Below are 17,363 nucleotides of genomic sequence, written 5' to 3'. Positions count from 1 at the left end.
GCTGCCTTCAGCGCCCTGCGGCGTAGCCCTGCATGCCGCGCGGGTTGGCGGCAGCGCGGCGGCGCACCCCGACGCGCGAGGCCGCGGTGAGGCGACCTTCCGACCAGTCGGGGCCGACCTCGACAATGTGCCCGCGCTCGCGAAGGTTCTCGATCGTCGCCTTCGGCACGCGGTTCTCGACCACGAGCACGCCGGGGCGCGCGGTGCGCGGCCAGAACGAGATCGGGAAATGCTCGGAGTGCCAGGCCGGCGCATCGATCGCTTCCTGGAGATTGAGGTTGCAATGGACGTGGCGCAGGAAGAACTGCGTGATCCACTGATCCTGCTGGTCGCCGCCGGGCGAGCCCCAGGCCAGATACGGCTCGCCGTCGCGCAGCGCCATGGTGGGGGACAGCGTCGTGCGCGGCCGCTTGCCCGGCGCGAGCGAACTCGGCTGGTTCTCCTCCAGATCGAACATTTGTGCGCGGCTGCCGAGGCAAAAACCGAGTTCGGGGATGATCGGCGAGGATTGCAACCAGCCGCCCGACGGCGTCGACGACACCATGTTGCCGGCCTTGTCGATGATGTCGAAATGCACGGTGTCGCCGCGCACCTCGCCGAAGCGGCCCACGGTTGGTTCGCCGGCGCCGAGTGCGCCGACGGCCTCGCGCTGTCCTTCGGCGCGGCGCAGCTTGACCACACCGCCAAGACCCTCGACCGTGCCGGGCCGAAGGTCGAGCGAAGCTTTCTCGGTCACCAGCTTGCGGCGCTCGTCGTTATAGGCGTCCGATAGCAGCGTCGCGATCGGGATCTCGCTGAACTTGGGATCGCCGTAGAATTTTTCGCGGTCGGCGAAGGCGAGCTTGGCGCATTCGATCTGGAGGTGGATGAATTCCGGCCCGGTCGGATCGAGCCCGTCGAGCGCAAAGCCCTTGAGCAGCGCGAGCTGCTGGAGCGTCACCGGACCCTGGCTCCAGACGCCGGCCTTGCAGACGGTGTAGCGGCCATAGTCGTAGGTGAGCGGCGCCTCGATCGTCGGCTGCCAGCGCGCCATGTCGTCGGCCGAGAGCACGCCGCGATGCGGCGAGCCGCTGACATCCATCACCTCCTGGGTGCGGCAGAACCTGTCGATGGCTTCCGCAACGAAACCTTGCGACCAGGCCTTTCGCGCGCGCTCGATCTCGGCGTCGCGGCCACCGCCGCCGCTCTCGGCCTCGCTGAGAATGCGGGCGTAGGTCGCAGCCAGCGTCTTGTTGGTGAAGAGCGTGCCGGGTTTCGGCACTTCGCCATTGGGCAGATAGACCGCGGCCGAGGTCGGCCAATGCTTGCGGAACAGCTGCTCGACGGTCTGGATCGTGGCGCAGGCGCGCTCGACCAGTGGATAGCCGTCGCGCGCATAGGAGATCGCGGGCTCCAGCACGTCGCGCACGCGCATCGTGCCGTAGTCGCGCAGCAGCATCATCCAGGATTCGAACGTGCCGGGGACGCAGGCCGCGAGCAGGCCGGTGCCGGGCACCATGTCGAGGCCTTCGCTCTTGTAGTGCGCGATGGTGGCGCGCGCCGGCGCCGGGCCCTGACCGCAGATCACCTCGGTGCGTGCGCGTTTGACGTCATGCACGATGATGGGCACGTCTCCGCCCGGGCCGTTCAAATGCGGTTCCACGATCTGGAGCGTGAACGCCGTGGCGACGCCGGCATCGAAGGCGTTGCCGCCCTTTTCCAGCATGGCCATGCCGACAGCGGTCGCGATCCAGTGCGTGGCGGCGACGACCCCGAACGTGCCCTCGATCTCGGGGCGCGTTGTGAAGGGATCGGGATTGACGTTGCTGGCCATGGGATTTCGCTACCTTAATTTTCGCGCGCGCAATTGATCACAGGCAATGCCGTGCCGCCAATGCGTGGATCGCATGGCACGCGCGCGTCACGCCGGGACCGGCGCGGTGTTCACCGCATGGCAGGCGACGCCGGCGATCAGTTCCGGGGCTTCCTTGCGGCAGAGGTCGAATGCCAGCGGGCAGCGCGGATTGAAGGCGCAGCCGGGCGGCGGATTGATCGGGTTCGGAATCTCGCCCTTCACCGGAATGCGCTGGCGGCCTGACATTGCGAGATCGGGCACGGCGCCCAGCAACATCTTGGTGTAGGGCATGCGCGGTCGGGCGAACAGCTCGCGTCCCTCCGCGATCTCGACGATGCGGCCGAGATACATCACGCCGACGCGGCTCGCCATGTGGCGGACCACGGCGAGGTTGTGGCTGATGAACATGTAGGTCAGGCCGAACTTGTCCTGGAGGTCGCGCATCAGGTTCAGGATCTGCGCCTGCACGGAGACGTCGAGCGCCGAAGTCGGCTCGTCGCAGACGATGAACTCCGCATCGGAGGCGAGCGCTCGCGCGATCGCGATGCGCTGGCGCTGGCCGCCGGAGAACTCGTGTGGAAATTTCAACCGGTCGTCGGGATGCAGGCCGACAAGGCTGAGCAATTCGCCGACGCGCGCCTGGATATCGCGCTCGCCCTGGATCAGGTCGAAGGCACGGATCGGCTCGGAGATGATGGCATCGACCCGGAAGCGCGGGTTCAGGCTCGCATAGGGGTCCTGGAAGATCATCTGGATGCGGCGGCGCAGTTTGCGGCGCGCCGGCGCCTGCCGCGGGTCCGTCATCGAGATGCCGTCGATCAGCACGTTGCCGGAGCTTGGCGGCAGCAGGCCGACGACCATCCGCGCCACGGTGGTCTTGCCCGAGCCGGACTCGCCGACCAGCGCAAAGGTCTCGCCCTTCCTGATGTCGAAGCTAACGTGATCGACAGCCTTGAGATATTCGAGATGTCCGCCTTCGAGCACGCGGTTGAGCCAGGGTTTTGAGACGTCGAAGACGCGGCGCAGATTCGTGGCCTGGACGAAAGGCGTGCTCATGCCGCGCTCTCCGCAGGCACGGTGTCGTAGAGATGGCAGGCAACGGATTGTGTGCCGCGCGATAGCGGCTCCGGCCGTTCAACCCGGCAGCGATCGAAGGCGAAGGCGCAGCGCGGATTGAACGAGCAGCCGCGCGGGATCGCCGACAGGCGCGGCATGGAGCCGGGGATCTGCACCAGGCGCTTTTCGTCCCCGGCAAGCGTCGGAATCGCGCCCATCAGGCCCTTGGCGTAAGGGTGCAGCGGATTCCTGACGACGTCCTGTACCGGGCCGATCTCGGCGACGCGGCCGGCGTACATCACCGCGACGCGGTCGGAGGTCTCCGCGATCACGCCCATGTCGTGGGTCACCAGCATCACGGCGGTGCCGTGATCGCGCCCGAGCCGCTTGATCAGCGAGATGATCTGCGCCTGTACGGAGACATCGAGCGCGGTGGTCGGTTCGTCCGCGATGATCAGCTCGGGCTCGGCGCAGATCGCGAGCGCAATCACGACGCGCTGGCGCATGCCGCCGGAGAATTCGTGGGGATAGCCGTCGATGCGTTTTTCCGGCGCGGGAATGCCGACCTCGGCGAGCAGGTCGATGGCGCGGCGGCGGGCGGCCGTTTCGGACAGGCTCAGGTGGGTCTTGATCGTCTCGATGATCTGATCGCCGACGCGGTACAGCGGATTGAGCGAGGTGAGGGGATCCTGGAAGATCATGCCGATCCGTTTTCCCCGGATGCGGCGCATCTCCTCGGCGGGCAGATTGTCGATGCGAAGGCCGGCGAGACGAATCTCGCCGCCGGCGATGCGGCCGGGCGGATCGATCAGGCCGATCACCGACAGGCCGGTGACGGACTTGCCGGCGCCGGATTCGCCGACCACGCCGAGCACCTCGCCCTTGGCGATGTCGAACGAGACGCCGTCGATCGCGCGCAGCGTGCCGCGGCGGGAGGCGAACTCGACCTGAAGATTGCGCACGGAGAGAACGGGTTCGGTCATGGGCGGCCCATACTCATCGAAGCTTCGGGTTCAGCGCGTCGCGCAGCCAGTCGCCGAGCAGGTTGATGGAGAGGATCAGGACAGCGAGCGCGATGCCGGGGAAGGCGACGATCCACCACTCACCCGCGAACAGATAATTGTTGCCGATGCGGATCAGCGTGCCCAGCGAGGGCATGGTCTCGGGCATGCCGGAGCCGAGGAACGACAGCGTCGCTTCGGTGATGATCGCGAGGGCGAGGTTGATGGTGGCGATGACCAGGATCGGGCCCATCGTGTTCGGCAGCACGTGGCGCAACATGATCACGGGGGCAGGCAGGCCGATCAGCTGCGCCGCGGCGACATAGTCCTTGTTCTTCTCGACCATCACCGAGCCGCGCACCGTGCGGGCGTACTGGACCCAGAAGCTCAGGCCGATCGCGAACACCAGCACGCCCAGCATGCTCATCTCGTCGAGCTTGTTGCCGAACACCGATTTGGCGATGCCGTTGATCAGGAGCGCGATCAGGATCGCCGGAAAGGAGAGCTGCACGTCGGCGATGCGCATGATCAGGCCGTCGACGGCACCGCCGAAATAGCCGGCCGTGAGCCCGAGCAGGATGCCGAGCGCGCCGGAGAACACCACGCCGAGCACACCGACCAGGAGCGAGATGCGCATGCCGTAGAGAATCGCGGACAGCACGTCGCGGCCCTGCTCGTCGGTGCCGAGCAGGAACGGGCTCTGGCCGTCGGCGGTCCACAGCGGCGAGATACGCGAATTCATCAGTTGAAGCTGCGCCGGGTCGAACGGGTTCTGCACCGACAGCAATGAGGCGAAGATCGCGAGCAGGAAGAACAGCAGTGTCACCGCAGCCGCAACCATGGTGATCTTGGAGCGGCGGAACGAGTAGAACAGATCGCTGTCGAGCGCTCGTTTGAACCAGCCCGGCGCAGCGTGTGCGCCGCGGCCTTCGACTTTGTGCGGAACGACGGCGTCGCTCATCTCTAATGCGCCCGGCTGACCGTCGAGCGCAGCCGCGGATCGACGATGGTGTAGAGGATATCAACCACGAGATTGATGGTGACGAAGATCAGGGACACCATCATCAGATAGGCCGCCATGATCGGGATATCGACGTTCTGAACGGCCTGCACGAACAGGAGGCCCATGCCTGGCCACTGGAACACGGTTTCGGTGATGATCGCGAATGCAATTACCGAGCCAAATTGCAGGCCGGCCACGGTGATCACGGGAACCAGCGTGTTGCGCAGGGCGTGGCCGAAATGGATGGCGCGGGTGGTGAGGCCGCGGGCCCGCGCAAAGCGGATATAGTCGGTGCGCATCACCTCCAGCATCTCCGCCCGCACCAGCCGCATGATCAGCGTCATCTGGAACAGGCCGAGCGTGATCGAGGGCATGATCAGGGCCTTCAATCCTGACAACGTCAATAGGCCCGTCGTCCACCAGCCGATGCGCACGACATCGCCGCGGCCGAACGAAGGCAGCCAGCCGAGCGTCACCGAAAACAGGTAGATCAGGAGGATGCCGATCAGGAAGGTTGGCAGCGAAATACCGATCAGCGAGACGGCCTGGAAGACATGCGCGAGCCAGCTGTCGCGGCGCAGCGCGGAATAGACGCCCATCAGGATGCCGCTGACCATGGCGAAGATGGTGGCAACGATGGCGAGCTCCAGCGTCGCCGGCATCCGCTCGATCAGCAGGTTGGTGACGGGCAGGCGGAACTGGTACGACACGCCGAACTTGAATTGCGCGGCGTTACCCATATAGCGGCCGAACTGCACGAGCACGGGATCGTCGAGGCCGAGCGATTTGCGGATCGCAGCGCGTTCGGCGCCGGAGGTATCCATCCCGACCATCTGGTTCACGGGATCGCCGGCGAAGCGGAACATCGAGAACGCGATGATCCCGACGGCGATCATGACACCGATGGCCTGGATTGCCCGGCGCAGTGTGAAAGCGAGCATCTGTTCCTTTCACATCTTTTCAGCGGCACGCATCATCGCGTTAGCCCTAAACAACAAGTCCCGGAAGCCTGGGCTTCCGGGACTTCGCAACTTCTCAACAACCTACTCGTCCTGTTTGGTCGCCCAATAGAGCAGGACCTGGTTGTCGGCGCGCTGGGTCAGCTTCACCTTCTTCGACACGCCCCAGGCGAGCGCCTGCTGATGCAGCGGAACGTAGGCGTAGTCCTTGATCGCGAGCTCATAGGCCTGCTTGATCAACTGATCGCGCTTGGTTGTATCAGGCTCGAGGAGCACCTTGTCGGCGAGCTCGTCGAACTGCTTGTTGCAGTAGCCGGCGAGATTGGCTTCGCCGCGGTTGGGATCCTTGGGATCTTCGCGGCACCCCATGATGTCGTGCATCACGTTGTGGGAGTCCAGTGTGTCAGGGGTCCAGCCCAGCATGAAGAACGAGGTCTTGTAGCCACCGGGCTTCAGCACCTTGGCGAAGTATTGCGCCTTGGGCTGCGCCAGCAGGTTCACCTTGATGTTGATGCGGGCGAGCATGCCGACGATAGCCTGGCAGATCGCGGCGTCATTGACGTAGCGATCGTTCGGGCAGTCCATCGTCACCTCGAAGCCGTCGGCATAGCCTGCTTCCGCCAGGAGCTTCTTGGCGGCCTCGGCATCGGGCTTCGGTCGGGTGAAGTCCTTCGACAGCGGATAGAGCTCCGGTGCGATCATCAAAGCGGACGGTGTCGAGAGGCCGCGCATGACGCGGTTCTTGATCAGGTCGACGTCGATCGTCTTGTAGACGGCTTCGCGGACGCGGATGTCCTTGAACGGGTTCTTGCCTTTGATGTTCGAGTACAGCAGCTCGTCGCGCGACTGGTCCATGCCGACGAAGATGGTGCGCAGTTCAGGTCCGGTCAGCACGGTGGCGTTCGGGCTCGAATTGACGCGCTGGATGTCCTGGACCGGAACCGGTTCGATCACGTCCACCTCGCCCGACAGCAGGGCCGCGACGCGCGTCGCCTCCGATGCGATCGGCGTGAAGATGATCTCCTTCAGATTATGTTCTGGCTTGCGCCACCAGTTCGGATTGGCCTTGAAGACGGTCTTCACGCCCGGCTGATGGCTCTCGATCATGAAGGGGCCGGTGCCGTTTTCATGGAGCGAGGCGTAGCTCGGCGTCGTGGCGGCGGCCGGCGTCGGTGCCACCGCATCGTTCGCCTCTGCCCATTTCTTGTCCATGATGTACCAGGTCGCCCACAGCGCCGTCAGGATGGGATTGGGCGCAGTGAGGATGAAGTCGACGGTGTAATCGTCGACCTTGACGACCTTGGCGTCGGCCGGAATTCGGCTCAGCAGGTTCGAGCCTTTGGCCCGCACGCGCTCGGCCGAGAACACCACGTCATCCGCGGTGAAGGGATCGCCATTGTGGAATTTCACGCCCTTGCGCAGATGAAAGCGCCAGCGCGTCGGCTCCGGCGTCTCCCAGCTTTCGGCGAGCGCCGGGATGATCTTCAGGTCCTTGTCGCGTGTAACGAGGCCCTCATACACATGGCCGAGATGCGCGTGGGTGGTCGACTCGTTGAGCGTGTAGGGGTCGAGCGATTTGAGCTCTCCCTGGTTGGCATAGCGCAGCGTCTGGCTCGACGCCGGCGAGACCGCCAACGCGAGCGCACCGGCGAGCGTCGCCGCAAACAGACTTCGTCCGACTGACATTCTTGACCCTCTCCACTCGCCCGCACCGTCATTTTTGATTGTTCGGTGGGGCCGATCGATCCATGTTGCCCAGAGTTCTCGACCCGTGCAAGCGCCATTCCAGCAAGGAACGCGCCAAGTTGCGCCGCTGTGCAGCAATACTGACCGGCAATTTAGGGGTGAGAGGCATCCCGGCGACATTCGACTTTCGATCGGCGAGGGGAATAAACGCGGAAACGGCCAGCAGACCGCCCGGCGGAGCGATTTGATTGACCATGTCCGAGGGCGGTGCCCGGCGGCCTGCCTCAGGTCGCTTGCGTTGCACGCCCTCTCGCGGCGATACTGCGACAAGCCGCTCGAATCTCATCTGGAGGGGACATGAAAGTTAACATCGAAATCGACTGTACCCCCTCGAGGCCCGCCAGTTCTTCGGTTTGCCGGACGTGTCACCGATGCAGACGGCGGTGATGGACAAGCTGCAGCAGCAGGTTCTGAGCAACATCGAGAAAGTCTCGCCGGAATCGCTGATCCAGAGCTGGTTCACCTTCGATCCCAAGATCGCCGAACGGTTTCAGGACATGTTCGTCACCATGGCCGGTCTCGGCAGCCCGCGCAGCGGCGACAAGAAGAAATAAATGTCGCCCGGGCCGGACGAGCCGCAGGCGTCGGGCCGGCTTCGTCCGCCGAGCCTCGGCCTGTTGCTGGCCGAAGCCCGTGGACTTTTCGAATTCAACGCCAGCGTAATGCTGTCGCCGCTCCTGATGCGCGCGCCCAGAGGCGACGGCCATCCGGTGCTGGCGCTGCCGGGCTTTCTTGCCAGCGATCTCTCGATGGTGCCGATACGGCGCTATCTCAGCGAGCTCGGCTATGAGGCGCATGCCTGGCGGATGGGGCGCAATCTCGGTGGGCTGGAGCGGATGAGGGAAGCGTTGCGCAGGCGCCTTGCCGAAATCCACGCCACGAGCGGACGCAAGGTCAGCCTGGTCGGTTGGAGTCTCGGCGGCGTCTATGCCCGCGATCTCGCGCTCCAGGCGCCCGAGATGGTCCGTTACGTCGTCACGCTCGGCAGCCCGTTTGCCAACGACGTGCGGGCGACCAACGCCACGCGGCTGTACGAAGCGTTGTCCGGCGATCGTGTCGAGGATTTTGCCGAAATGCGCGAGGCGATCGCCGGCGATCTGCCGGTGCCGGCGACGTCGATCTATTCGCGCGCCGACGGTGTCGTCAACTGGCGAACCTGTTTGTTGCGTCCCTCCGACCGCGCCGAGAACATCGAGGTGCTCCTGGCGAGCCATATCGGGCTCGGCGTGAACCCCGCGGCGCTGTGGGCCGTGGCGGACCGCCTGGCGCAACCGGAGGGGGAATTCTGGCCGTTCGACCGGGCAGGGCCGTTTGCCATTGCATATGCCCCGCCGGAACGGGCAGTATCGGCCTGACGAGAAGCGCCGGCAAAGGCGCCCGTCAAAACGAGCGGAGGGAACTATGGCTGACGGTAAGAAGCTGTCGTCGCTGGACGCATCATTTCTCTATCTGGAAACGCCGGAGATGCCGATGCATGTCGGCAGCATGGCGATCTTTCGCCTGCCTGACGACTACAAGGGCGACTTCTTCGAAGACTTCAAGGCGATGATCGTCTCGCGCCTGCACATCGCGCCGATCCTGAAGGCGCGGCTGGAGAAGGCGCCACTCGATATCGATCATCCCTCCTGGGTCGAGGACGACCAGTTCGACATCGACCGCCACATCTTCCGCGCCAGCCTGCCGCAGCCGCGCGACCGCGCCACACTCGAGCGCATCGTCGGCTGGATGCACGCCAAGCTCTTGAACCGCGCCCGGCCGCTCTGGGAGTTCTACGTGTTCGAGGGCATGAAGGACAACGAGGTCGGGCTCTATTCCAAGATGCACCATGCCGCCATCGACGGCGGTGCCGGGGCGGCGCTGACCAACATGATCTACGATATCTCGCCCATCCCCCGGAAGGTCGATCCGCCGACGGCGGGCAGTAAGCCCGGACAGGAGCCGCGCGACATCGCCGCCAATCTGCTCGATTCCTATCAGCAGCTCTTCACCCAGCCGCTCGATGCGTCGGCGGCCGCGAAGAACCTGCAACTGCCGCGCACGGGCAAGAGCGACATCGGCTCGATCCTGTTCGACAATGCGATGTACCAGATCGAGAGTGCGGTGCGCTTCGCCGGCAACATCCCGACCATGGTCAAGAGCGTCTCCGACGTGCTCGGCAAGATCTCCGATCCGAAGTCCCGGGAGAGCCTCGCCAGCATGGTGTCGCCGCCGACCATGCTGAACAAGACGATTTCCTCGGAACGCAGCTTTGCCGGCGTCTCGATCTCGCTGTCGCGTTCAAAGGCGCTCGCCAAGCAGGCCGGCGGCAAGCTCAACGACGTGGTGCTGGCGCTCGCCTCCGGCGTGGTCCGGCGCTACCTCCAGCAATATGGCACGCTGCCGGCGAAATCGCTGACCGCCGCCGTGCCGATCTCACTGCGCGAGGAAGGCAACACCGAGGCCAACAACCAGGTGTTCGGCATGATCTGCTCGATCGCGACCAATATCGACGATCCCAAGGCGCGGCTGGAGGCGATCATCGCGCAGTCGACCAAGTCCAAGGAGATGTCGCATCCGTTGCGGGCCCTGATGCCGCAGATTTCCAACATCTCGATGCTGGGTGCGCCGATGATGGTGCAGGTTCTGGCGCTGCTCTACAGCCGCTCGAACCTGTCGGACGTGCTGCCGCCGGCGGCCAACATCACGGTGTCCAACGTGCCGGGCCCGCGTCAGACGCTCTATGCCGCCGGCGCGGAACTGTTGCACATCTTCCCGGTGTCGATCTCGACGCATGGACAGGCGCTCAACATCACCGTGCAGAGCTATCGCGACCAGCTCGACTTCGGCTTCATCGTCGGCGCCAACATCATTCCGCACGTGCAGGTGATGTGCGACATGTTGCCGGAGGAGTTCGCCGCGCTGGAGGCGGCCTACGCGCCGCCGGCGGCCGACGTCAAGGGCGCCGCAGAGTAGGAATATTGCCATGATTGAAATGCCACCGCTCAAGTTCGTGCAGACGAACGGAATCCGCATGGGCTACTACGAGGCGGGCCCGGTCAGCGACAAGCCGCCGATCGTGCTGTGCCACGGCTGGCCTGAACTCGCCTTCTCCTGGCGTCACCAGATCAAGGCGCTGAGCGAGGCCGGCATCCGGGTGATCGCGCCGGACCAGCGCGGCTATGGCGCGACCGACCGGCCCGAGCCGGTCGAGGCCTACGACATCGAACATCTGACCGGCGACCTCGTCGGGCTCCTCGATCATCTCCAGATCGATAAGGCCATCTTCGTCGGTCACGACTGGGGCGGCTTCATCGTCTGGCAGATGCCGCTGCGGCACATCGACCGGGTTGCGGGGGTGGTCGGCATCAACACGCCTCATACCAACCGTGCCTGGGCCGATCCGATCGAGCTGCTGCGCGCTCGCTTCGGCGACAAGATGTACATCGTGCAGTTCCAGGATCCGGCGCACGAACCCGACAGGATCTTCGGCAGTCGCGTCGAGCAGACATTCGATGCGTTCATGCGCAAGCCGGCGCCGCGCCCGCCCGATGCGCCGGCAGAGGAAGTGATTGCCGGCGTGGGCGCTTCGCCGCGGGTCAATCTGGCGTTTCCGCAGATGATTGCGGCTTACGACGCGAAGCACGATCCGCGCACGCCGATCCTGTCGCCGGAAGAGAAAAAAGTGTTCGTCGACAATTTCACCAGAACGGGCTTCACCGGCGGCATCAACTGGTACCGCAACATGTCGCGCAACTGGACGCGCGCCGAAGGGCTCGATCATACGGTGCGCGTGCCGTCGCTGATGATCATGGCCGAAAACGACGCGGTGTTGCCGCCGTCTTCCGCCGATGGCATGGACAAGCTGATTCCCGATCTCGAAAAATATCTGGTTCGCGACAGCGGCCATTGGACGCAGCAGGAGAAGCCGGAAGAGGTCAGCGCCAAGCTGATCGAATGGCGTAGAAAGCGGTTTGGCTAGCGCTCGTCGTTGCGAACTCGTCATTGCGAGGAGCGAAGCGACGAAGCAATCCAGACTGCCTCCGCGGATATATTCTGGATTGCTTCGCTTCGCTCGCAACGACGACATTGAGGCAGGGGGGACTACATTTCAATGTCATCCAAGAACCGTCTGGACCCAATTCCGCAGCCGCCGACCAAGCCGGTGGTCGGCAACATGCTGTCGCTGGATTCGGCCGCGCCGGTGCAGCACCTGACCCGGCTTGCCAAGGAGCTCGGGCCGATCTTCTGGCTCGACATGATGGGCTCGCCGATCGTCGTCGTCTCCGGCCACGATCTCGTCGACGAGCTCTCCGATGAGAAGCGCTTCGACAAGACGGTGCGCGGTGCGCTGCGCCGCGTGCGCGCGGTCGGCGGCGACGGCCTGTTCACGGCCGACACCAGGGAGCCGAACTGGAGCAAGGCGCACAACATCCTGCTTCAGCCGTTCGGCAACCGCGCCATGCAGTCCTATCACCCGAGCATGGTCGATATCGCCGAGCAGCTCGTCAACAAATGGGAACGGCTCAACGCCGACGACGAGATCGACGTCGTCCATGACATGACCGCGCTGACGCTGGACACGATCGGCCTGTGCGGCTTCGAGTACCGCTTCAATTCCTTCTATCGGCGCGACTACCATCCCTTCGTCGAGTCGCTGGTGCGCTCGCTCGAAACCATCATGATGACGCGCGGCCTGCCGTTCGAACAGCTCTGGATGCAGAAGCGGCGCAAGACGCTCGCTGAAGACGTCGCCTTCATGAACAAGATGGTCGACGAGATCATCGCCGAGCGCCGCAAGAGCGCCGAAGGGGTCGACGACAAGAAGGACATGCTCGCCGCGATGATGACCGGCGTCGACCGCTCGACCGGGGAGCAGCTTGACGACATCAACATCCGCTACCAGATCAACACGTTCCTGATCGCGGGGCATGAGACCACCAGCGGCCTGCTGTCCTACACGCTCTACGCTCTGCTCAAGCACCCGGACATTCTCAAGAAGGCCTATGACGAGGTCGACCGCGTCTTCGGCCCCGACGTCAACGCGAAGCCGACCTACCAGCAGGTGACGCAGCTCACCTACATCACGCAGATCCTCAAGGAAGCCCTGCGGCTGTGGCCGCCGGCGCCGGCCTATGGCATCTCGCCGCTGAACGACGAGACCATCGGCGGCGGCAACTACAGGCTCAGGAAGGGCACCTTCATCACCATCCTGGTGACGGCGCTGCATCGCGATCCCTCGGTCTGGGGTCCAAATCCCGACGCGTTCAATCCCGAGAATTTCAGCCGCGAGGCGGAGGCCAAGCGGCCGATCAATGCCTGGAAGCCGTTCGGCAACGGCCAGCGCGCCTGCATCGGACGCGGCTTCGCGATGCACGAGGCCGCGCTCGCGCTCGGCATGGTCCTCCAGCGCTTCAAGCTGATCGACCACCAGCGCTATCAGATGCATCTGAAAGAAACGCTGACCATGAAGCCCGAAGGCTTCAAGATCAAGGTACGTCCGCGCGCCGATCGCGAGCGCGGCGCCTATGGCGGCCCTGTCGCTGTCGCGTCCTCGGGGCCGCGGGCGCCTCGTAAGCCGACGACGCGGCCGGGCCACAATACGCCGATGCTGGTGCTTTACGGCTCCAACCTCGGCACGGCCGAGGAACTCGCGACGCGCATGGCCGACCTTGCCGAGATCAACGGCTTTGCCGTGCATCTCGGGCCGCTCGACGATTACGTCGGCAAGCTGCCGCACGAGGGCGGCGTGCTGATCATCTGCGCCTCCTATAACGGCGCGCCGCCTGACAACGCGACGCAATTCGTCAAATGGCTCGGCGACGATCTGCCTGAGGATGCCTTTGCCAATGTGCGCTACGCCGTGTTCGGCTGCGGCAACAGCGATTGGGCGGCGACCTATCAATCGGTGCCGCGCTTCATCGACGAGCAATTGTCGAAGCACGGTGCACGCGCGGTCTATCCGCGCGGCGAAGGCGATGCGCGCAGCGATCTCGACGGCCAGTTCCAGAAATGGTTCCCGGCGGCTGCGCAAGTCGCGACCAAGGAATTCGGCATCGACTGGAATTTCACCCGTACCGCGGAGGACGATCCGCTCTATGCGATCGAGCCTGTGGCAGTAACCGCCGTCAACACCATCGTCGCGCAGGGCGGTGCTGTCGCGATGAAGGTGCTGGTCAATGACGAGCTCCAGAACAAGTTCGGCGCCAATCCGTCGGAGCGTTCAACGCGCCATATCGAGGTGCAGCTGCCGTCCAACATCACCTATCGCGTGGGCGATCACTTAAGCGTCGTTCCGCGCAACGATCCGACGCTGGTGGATTCGGTTGCCCGCCGCTTCGGCTTCCTGCCGGCCGACCAGATCAGGCTTCAGGTCGCTGAAGGCCGGCGCGCGCAGCTGCCGGTCGGCGATGCCGTTTCGGTCGGACGTCTGCTCAGCGAGTTCGTCGAGTTGCAGCAGGTGGCGACACGGAAGCAGATCCAGATCATGGCCGAGCACACCCGCTGCCCGGTCACCAAGCCGAAGCTGCTGGCCTTCGTTGGCGAGGAAGCCGAGCCGCTCGAGCGTTATCGCACCGAGATTCTGGCAAGGCGCAAATCGGTATTCGACATGTTGCTCGAATATCCGGCCTGCGAGTTGCCGTTCCACGTTTATCTGGAAATGCTCTCGCTGCTGGCACCGCGCTATTACTCGATCTCCTCTTCGCCGTCGGTCGACCCGGCGCGGTGCAGCGTCACGGTCGGCGTGGTCGAAGGGCCGGCTGCTTCCGGCCGCGGCACCTACAAGGGCATCTGCTCGAACTATCTCTCCAACCGACGTGCGGGCGATGCGATCTATGCCACTGTGCGCGAGACCAAGGCCGGCTTCCGGCTCCCGGATGAGTCATCGGTGCCGATCATCATGATCGGCCCGGGCACGGGGCTTGCGCCGTTCCGCGGCTTTCTCCAGGAGCGCGCCGCGCGCAAGGCGAAAGGCGCCGCCCTCGGTCCGGCCATGCTGTTCTTCGGCTGCCGCCATCCCGACCAGGATTTTCTCTACGCGGAGGAGTTGAAGGGGCTGGCGGCAAGCGGCATCACCGAGCTCTTCACGGCATTCTCGCGTGCAGATGGACCGAAGACCTATGTGCAGCACATGCTTGCCGCACAGAAGGACAGGGTCTGGCCGCTGATCGAGCAGGGCGCCATCATCTATGTCTGCGGCGATGGCGGCAAGATGGAGCCCGACGTGAAGGCCGCTCTCGTTGCGATCCATCGCGAGAAGAGCGGCAGCGACGCCGCCGCGGCTGCGCGCTGGATCGAGGAGATGGGCGCGAAGAACCGGTATGTGCTGGACGTCTGGGCAGGAGGGTGATTGTTCGTCCGATCGTGCTAAAGCTCTCGCATGATTCCCTGGGAAAAGATCGACACCGCAAAAATCCCCGGCTCCGACGAGGAGCTCCGCCTGATGCGGCGCGGCAAGGAGTTCTCCATCAAGCTCGGCACCAACGAGCTGATGAACAACCGCCTGTCGGGCTCTGAGGCCGCGCTTGCGACGCTGGCGGCGAAGCAGATCGAGACGGTCGCCAAACCCGTTGTCCTCATCGGTGGCCTCGGCATGGGCTTTACGCTGCGTGCGGCGCTCGCTGTGCTCGGGAGCAAGGCGAAGATCGTGGTCTCCGAGCTCGTGCCGGCGGTGGTCGCCTGGGCGCGCGGCCCGATGGCGGAGGTCTTCGGCGACAGCCTCGACGATGCCAGGGTGAAGATCCGGGAGACCGACGTCGGCGCGATCATCCGCGCGCAGCGGTCGGCCTTCGACGCCATTCTCCTCGACGTCGACAACGGGCCGGAGGGGCTGACCCGGAAGGGCAATGACGCACTCTACAATGCGAGCGGGTTGAAGGCGGCGAAGGTGGCGCTGCGGCCGGGCGGCGTGCTGGCCGTCTGGTCGTCGGGACCAAATCCGGCCTTCACCAAGCGCCTCGGCAGCGCCGGCTTCGATGTGAACGAAGTCAATATTCGCGCCACCGGCAGAGGCGGCGGCGCGCGCCATGTGATCTGGATTGCGCGGAAGAGCTAGGCGGCGATTTGTAGCCCGGATGGAGCGAAGCGAAGTCTGGGGCGGTCGATCCGCAAAGAGTGGTCCCGGATTACGCTGCGCTCCATCCGGGCTACGGCTCTAAAACATCGTATTGTTGTTCGCCGGATTTTCCGGGATGTCCTAAACGACGTCCCAGTGTTCGACGATCTTGCCGTTTTCCAGCTTGAAGATATCCACGATCGCGCGGCCCCTGCTGCCGGGCTCGCGGACGGCGCGAACGTGCAGGATGACAAAGTCGCCGTCGACGAACGAGCGCTTGATCTCGCTGTGCGAGTTCGGAAACTTTTCGCGCAGGAAGCCGATGAACCTGCGAAGGCCGTCCGGACCATCGGGCGCGTTCGGATTGTGCTGGACATAACGGTTGCCGACATAGGCGAGGGCGGCGTCGGCGTCCTTCTGGTTGAGGCCCTTCTCGTAGAAGGCCAGCACGGCGGCGCGGTTGGCTTCTTCCCGCGCGCCGGCGGCCAGCGCAGCGCCGTTGCCAAGGGACAGCATGAGAATGGAAGCCGCAATCATTGCGACGGACCGGACGATGAGAGGCATGTGAGCTCCGAGAGGCCGCAGCCTCTGTCTCTCGATTGAGGGAGGCCTGTATAGCTTTCGCGCCGGCTTGCGTTAAGAGAGTAACCGGAAGCTCACATGGTCACCGCGAGGAGACCGGTCGCGTTTACGCCGCCTGCGCCGCCGCGCCATGCGCGTGCTTGTCGATGGCGCGGATGATGTCGGGCCAGAAGCGCATTGGCAGCGCATGGCCCATGCCATCGATCATCAACAGCTTTGCGCCGGGAATCGACTCTGCGGTGTCCTTGCCGCCTTCGGGACGGACCAGCGGATCGACGGTGCCGTGAATGACCAGCGTTGGTGTCTTCACGCCATGCAGCCGCTCCTTGCGGCTGCCGGAGGCGAGTACGGCGCGGAGCTGCCGGCCGACGCCGGCTGGATTGAGCCCGCGTGCGAACACGCGCTCGGCACGATCAGGGTCGAGCGCTTCCTCTTCCGGAAAGGACCCGGCGCGCAGCACCTTCCAGGTCTCGCCGAAGCGGACGATGAACTCCTCCTTGCTGCGCGGCGGCGGTGCCATCAGCATCGCGGCGGCCTCGCGTGTCGGCGGCGGCACACGCGGATTGCCTGTCGTCGACATGATCGAGGTCAGCGAGCGCACACGCTCGGGAAACGACAGCGTCACCTCCTGGGCGATCATGCCGCCCATCGAGGCGCCGACCAGATGCGCCGACTTGATGCCGAGCGCATCCATCAGGCCGACCGTGTCCTTCGCCATGTCGATCAGCTTGTAGGTCGCGGCGACGGGAATCCTGAGCAAGCGCAGCTTCAACAGCTCGAGCGGCGTCAGGCGTTTGCCGCCCGTCAGATGGCTCGACTTGCCGATGTCACGGTTGTCGAAGCGGATCACGCGAAAGCCGTGCACGGCGAGCTGCTCGCAGAACGCATCGTCCCAGTGGATCATCTGCGCCCCGAGCCCCATGATCAGCAGCAGCGGCTCGGCATTGTCGTTGCCGAAGATCTCGTAGCAGATGTCGATGCCGTTGGCGCGGATGGTCTGGGGCGGCTGATGGGTGGTCACGGGCGCGTTCCCTCCTGCTGATCGATGCTGTATCGCACGGTTTCCCGCCGCAAAGAAGCGGCGCGCGCATTAACGCACCCGCTGGTTGGCGGTTGACCGCTCCCTCGCAACGGTGTGGTATGGCGAAAA

13 protein-coding genes and 1 pseudogene are annotated in these 17,363 nt (G+C 64.6%); 6 read left to right on the top strand and 8 right to left on the bottom strand.

Features of this window, described 5'->3' with window-relative positions; all coding sequences use genetic code 11:
• Positions 1-7: 7 nt before the first annotated feature.
• The 6 genes from BJ6T_RS33200 to BJ6T_RS33175 all read right to left on the bottom strand — a co-directional run bounded on the left by BJ6T_RS33200 (position 8) and on the right by BJ6T_RS33175 (position 7,539).
• A complete protein-coding gene (locus BJ6T_RS33200) occupies positions 8-1,813 on the bottom strand; it encodes a gamma-glutamyltransferase family protein (protein ID WP_014496951.1) in 1,806 nt (601 codons plus the stop codon).
• Between the two features lie 87 nt (positions 1,814-1,900).
• Entirely contained in the window at positions 1,901-2,890 is a 990-nt protein-coding gene (locus BJ6T_RS33195) for an ABC transporter ATP-binding protein (protein WP_014496950.1), read from the bottom strand.
• Positions 2,887-3,873, bottom strand: a complete 987-nt coding sequence (locus BJ6T_RS33190) for an ABC transporter ATP-binding protein (protein WP_014496949.1) — start codon at positions 3,871-3,873, stop codon at positions 2,887-2,889. Before BJ6T_RS33190 ends, BJ6T_RS33195 begins: the two co-directional genes overlap by 4 nt.
• 13 nt (positions 3,874-3,886) lie before the next feature.
• The gene (locus BJ6T_RS33185; protein ID WP_014496948.1) at positions 3,887-4,852 is read right to left on the bottom strand and encodes an ABC transporter permease; all 966 of its coding nucleotides are present in this window, start codon (positions 4,850-4,852) and stop codon (positions 3,887-3,889) included.
• Positions 4,853-4,854: 2 nt separating this feature from the next.
• The gene (locus BJ6T_RS33180) at positions 4,855-5,835 is read right to left on the bottom strand and encodes an ABC transporter permease (RefSeq protein ID WP_014496947.1); all 981 of its coding nucleotides are present in this window, start codon (positions 5,833-5,835) and stop codon (positions 4,855-4,857) included.
• Positions 5,836-5,937: 102 nt separating this feature from the next.
• Positions 5,938-7,539 (bottom strand): ABC transporter substrate-binding protein, encoded by a 1,602-nt coding sequence (locus BJ6T_RS33175; protein ID WP_014496946.1) that lies wholly within the window; start codon positions 7,537-7,539, stop codon positions 5,938-5,940.
• Between the two features lie 357 nt (positions 7,540-7,896).
• On the opposite strand from BJ6T_RS33175, the pseudogene BJ6T_RS33170 reads away from it, so the two are divergent.
• From BJ6T_RS33170 to BJ6T_RS33145, 6 genes and pseudogenes are all read left to right on the top strand, one after another.
• Positions 7,897-8,153: pseudogene (locus tag BJ6T_RS33170) on the top strand (DUF6489 family protein).
• Positions 8,154-8,954: an esterase/lipase family protein gene (locus tag BJ6T_RS33165; protein ID WP_014496944.1), complete on the top strand. Its 801-nt coding sequence runs from the start codon at positions 8,154-8,156 to the stop codon at positions 8,952-8,954. It begins immediately after the preceding pseudogene.
• A gap of 46 nt (positions 8,955-9,000) precedes the next feature.
• Entirely contained in the window at positions 9,001-10,551 is a 1,551-nt protein-coding gene (locus BJ6T_RS33160) for a WS/DGAT/MGAT family O-acyltransferase (RefSeq protein WP_014496943.1), read from the top strand.
• 10 nt (positions 10,552-10,561) lie between these two features.
• Entirely contained in the window at positions 10,562-11,557 is a 996-nt protein-coding gene (locus tag BJ6T_RS33155) for an alpha/beta fold hydrolase (RefSeq protein WP_014496942.1), read from the top strand.
• 132 nt (positions 11,558-11,689) lie between these two features.
• Positions 11,690-14,926, top strand: coding sequence for a bifunctional cytochrome P450/NADPH--P450 reductase (locus BJ6T_RS33150; RefSeq protein WP_014496941.1), 3,237 nt, complete (start codon positions 11,690-11,692; stop codon positions 14,924-14,926).
• A gap of 30 nt (positions 14,927-14,956) precedes the next feature.
• Complete coding sequence (locus BJ6T_RS33145; protein ID WP_014496940.1) at positions 14,957-15,631, top strand: spermidine synthase; 675 nt, start codon at positions 14,957-14,959, stop codon at positions 15,629-15,631.
• Between the two features lie 141 nt (positions 15,632-15,772).
• Here the strand turns inward: BJ6T_RS33145 and BJ6T_RS33140 are convergent, their stop codons facing one another.
• Positions 15,773-16,195 (bottom strand): nuclear transport factor 2 family protein, encoded by a 423-nt coding sequence (locus BJ6T_RS33140; protein WP_014496939.1) that lies wholly within the window; start codon positions 16,193-16,195, stop codon positions 15,773-15,775.
• 124 nt (positions 16,196-16,319) lie between these two features.
• A complete protein-coding gene (locus BJ6T_RS33135; RefSeq protein ID WP_014496938.1) occupies positions 16,320-17,234 on the bottom strand; it encodes an alpha/beta fold hydrolase in 915 nt (304 codons plus the stop codon).
• Between the last annotated feature and the right edge of the window lie 129 nt (positions 17,235-17,363).

The sequence above is a fragment of the Bradyrhizobium japonicum USDA 6 genome, assembly GCF_000284375.1.
GTDB classification, from domain to species: Bacteria; Pseudomonadota; Alphaproteobacteria; order Rhizobiales; family Xanthobacteraceae; genus Bradyrhizobium; species Bradyrhizobium japonicum.
Note: the sequence above shows the minus strand (reverse complement) of the source record. Positions and strands in the feature narration are given on the sequence as shown.

What these genes read in the sequence shown, in the direction of transcription:
- BJ6T_RS33200 (WP_014496951.1), bottom strand. Translation starts at nt 1,813, where the DNA reads ATGGCCAGCAACGTCAATCCCGATCCCTTCACAACGCGCCCCGAGATC.
- BJ6T_RS33195 (WP_014496950.1), bottom strand. Translation starts at nt 2,890, where the DNA reads ATGAGCACGCCTTTCGTCCAGGCCACGAATCTGCGCCGCGTCTTCGAC.
- BJ6T_RS33190 (WP_014496949.1), bottom strand. Translation starts at nt 3,873, where the DNA reads ATGACCGAACCCGTTCTCTCCGTGCGCAATCTTCAGGTCGAGTTCGCC.
- BJ6T_RS33185 (WP_014496948.1), bottom strand. Translation starts at nt 4,852, where the DNA reads ATGAGCGACGCCGTCGTTCCGCACAAAGTCGAAGGCCGCGGCGCACAC.
- BJ6T_RS33180 (WP_014496947.1), bottom strand. Translation starts at nt 5,835, where the DNA reads ATGCTCGCTTTCACACTGCGCCGGGCAATCCAGGCCATCGGTGTCATG.
- BJ6T_RS33175 (WP_014496946.1), bottom strand. Translation starts at nt 7,539, where the DNA reads ATGTCAGTCGGACGAAGTCTGTTTGCGGCGACGCTCGCCGGTGCGCTC.
- BJ6T_RS33165 (WP_014496944.1), top strand. Translation starts at nt 8,154, where the DNA reads ATGTCGCCCGGGCCGGACGAGCCGCAGGCGTCGGGCCGGCTTCGTCCG.
- BJ6T_RS33160 (WP_014496943.1), top strand. Translation starts at nt 9,001, where the DNA reads ATGGCTGACGGTAAGAAGCTGTCGTCGCTGGACGCATCATTTCTCTAT.
- BJ6T_RS33155 (WP_014496942.1), top strand. Translation starts at nt 10,562, where the DNA reads ATGATTGAAATGCCACCGCTCAAGTTCGTGCAGACGAACGGAATCCGC.
- BJ6T_RS33150 (WP_014496941.1), top strand. Translation starts at nt 11,690, where the DNA reads ATGTCATCCAAGAACCGTCTGGACCCAATTCCGCAGCCGCCGACCAAG.
- BJ6T_RS33145 (WP_014496940.1), top strand. Translation starts at nt 14,957, where the DNA reads ATGATTCCCTGGGAAAAGATCGACACCGCAAAAATCCCCGGCTCCGAC.
- BJ6T_RS33140 (WP_014496939.1), bottom strand. Translation starts at nt 16,195, where the DNA reads ATGCCTCTCATCGTCCGGTCCGTCGCAATGATTGCGGCTTCCATTCTC.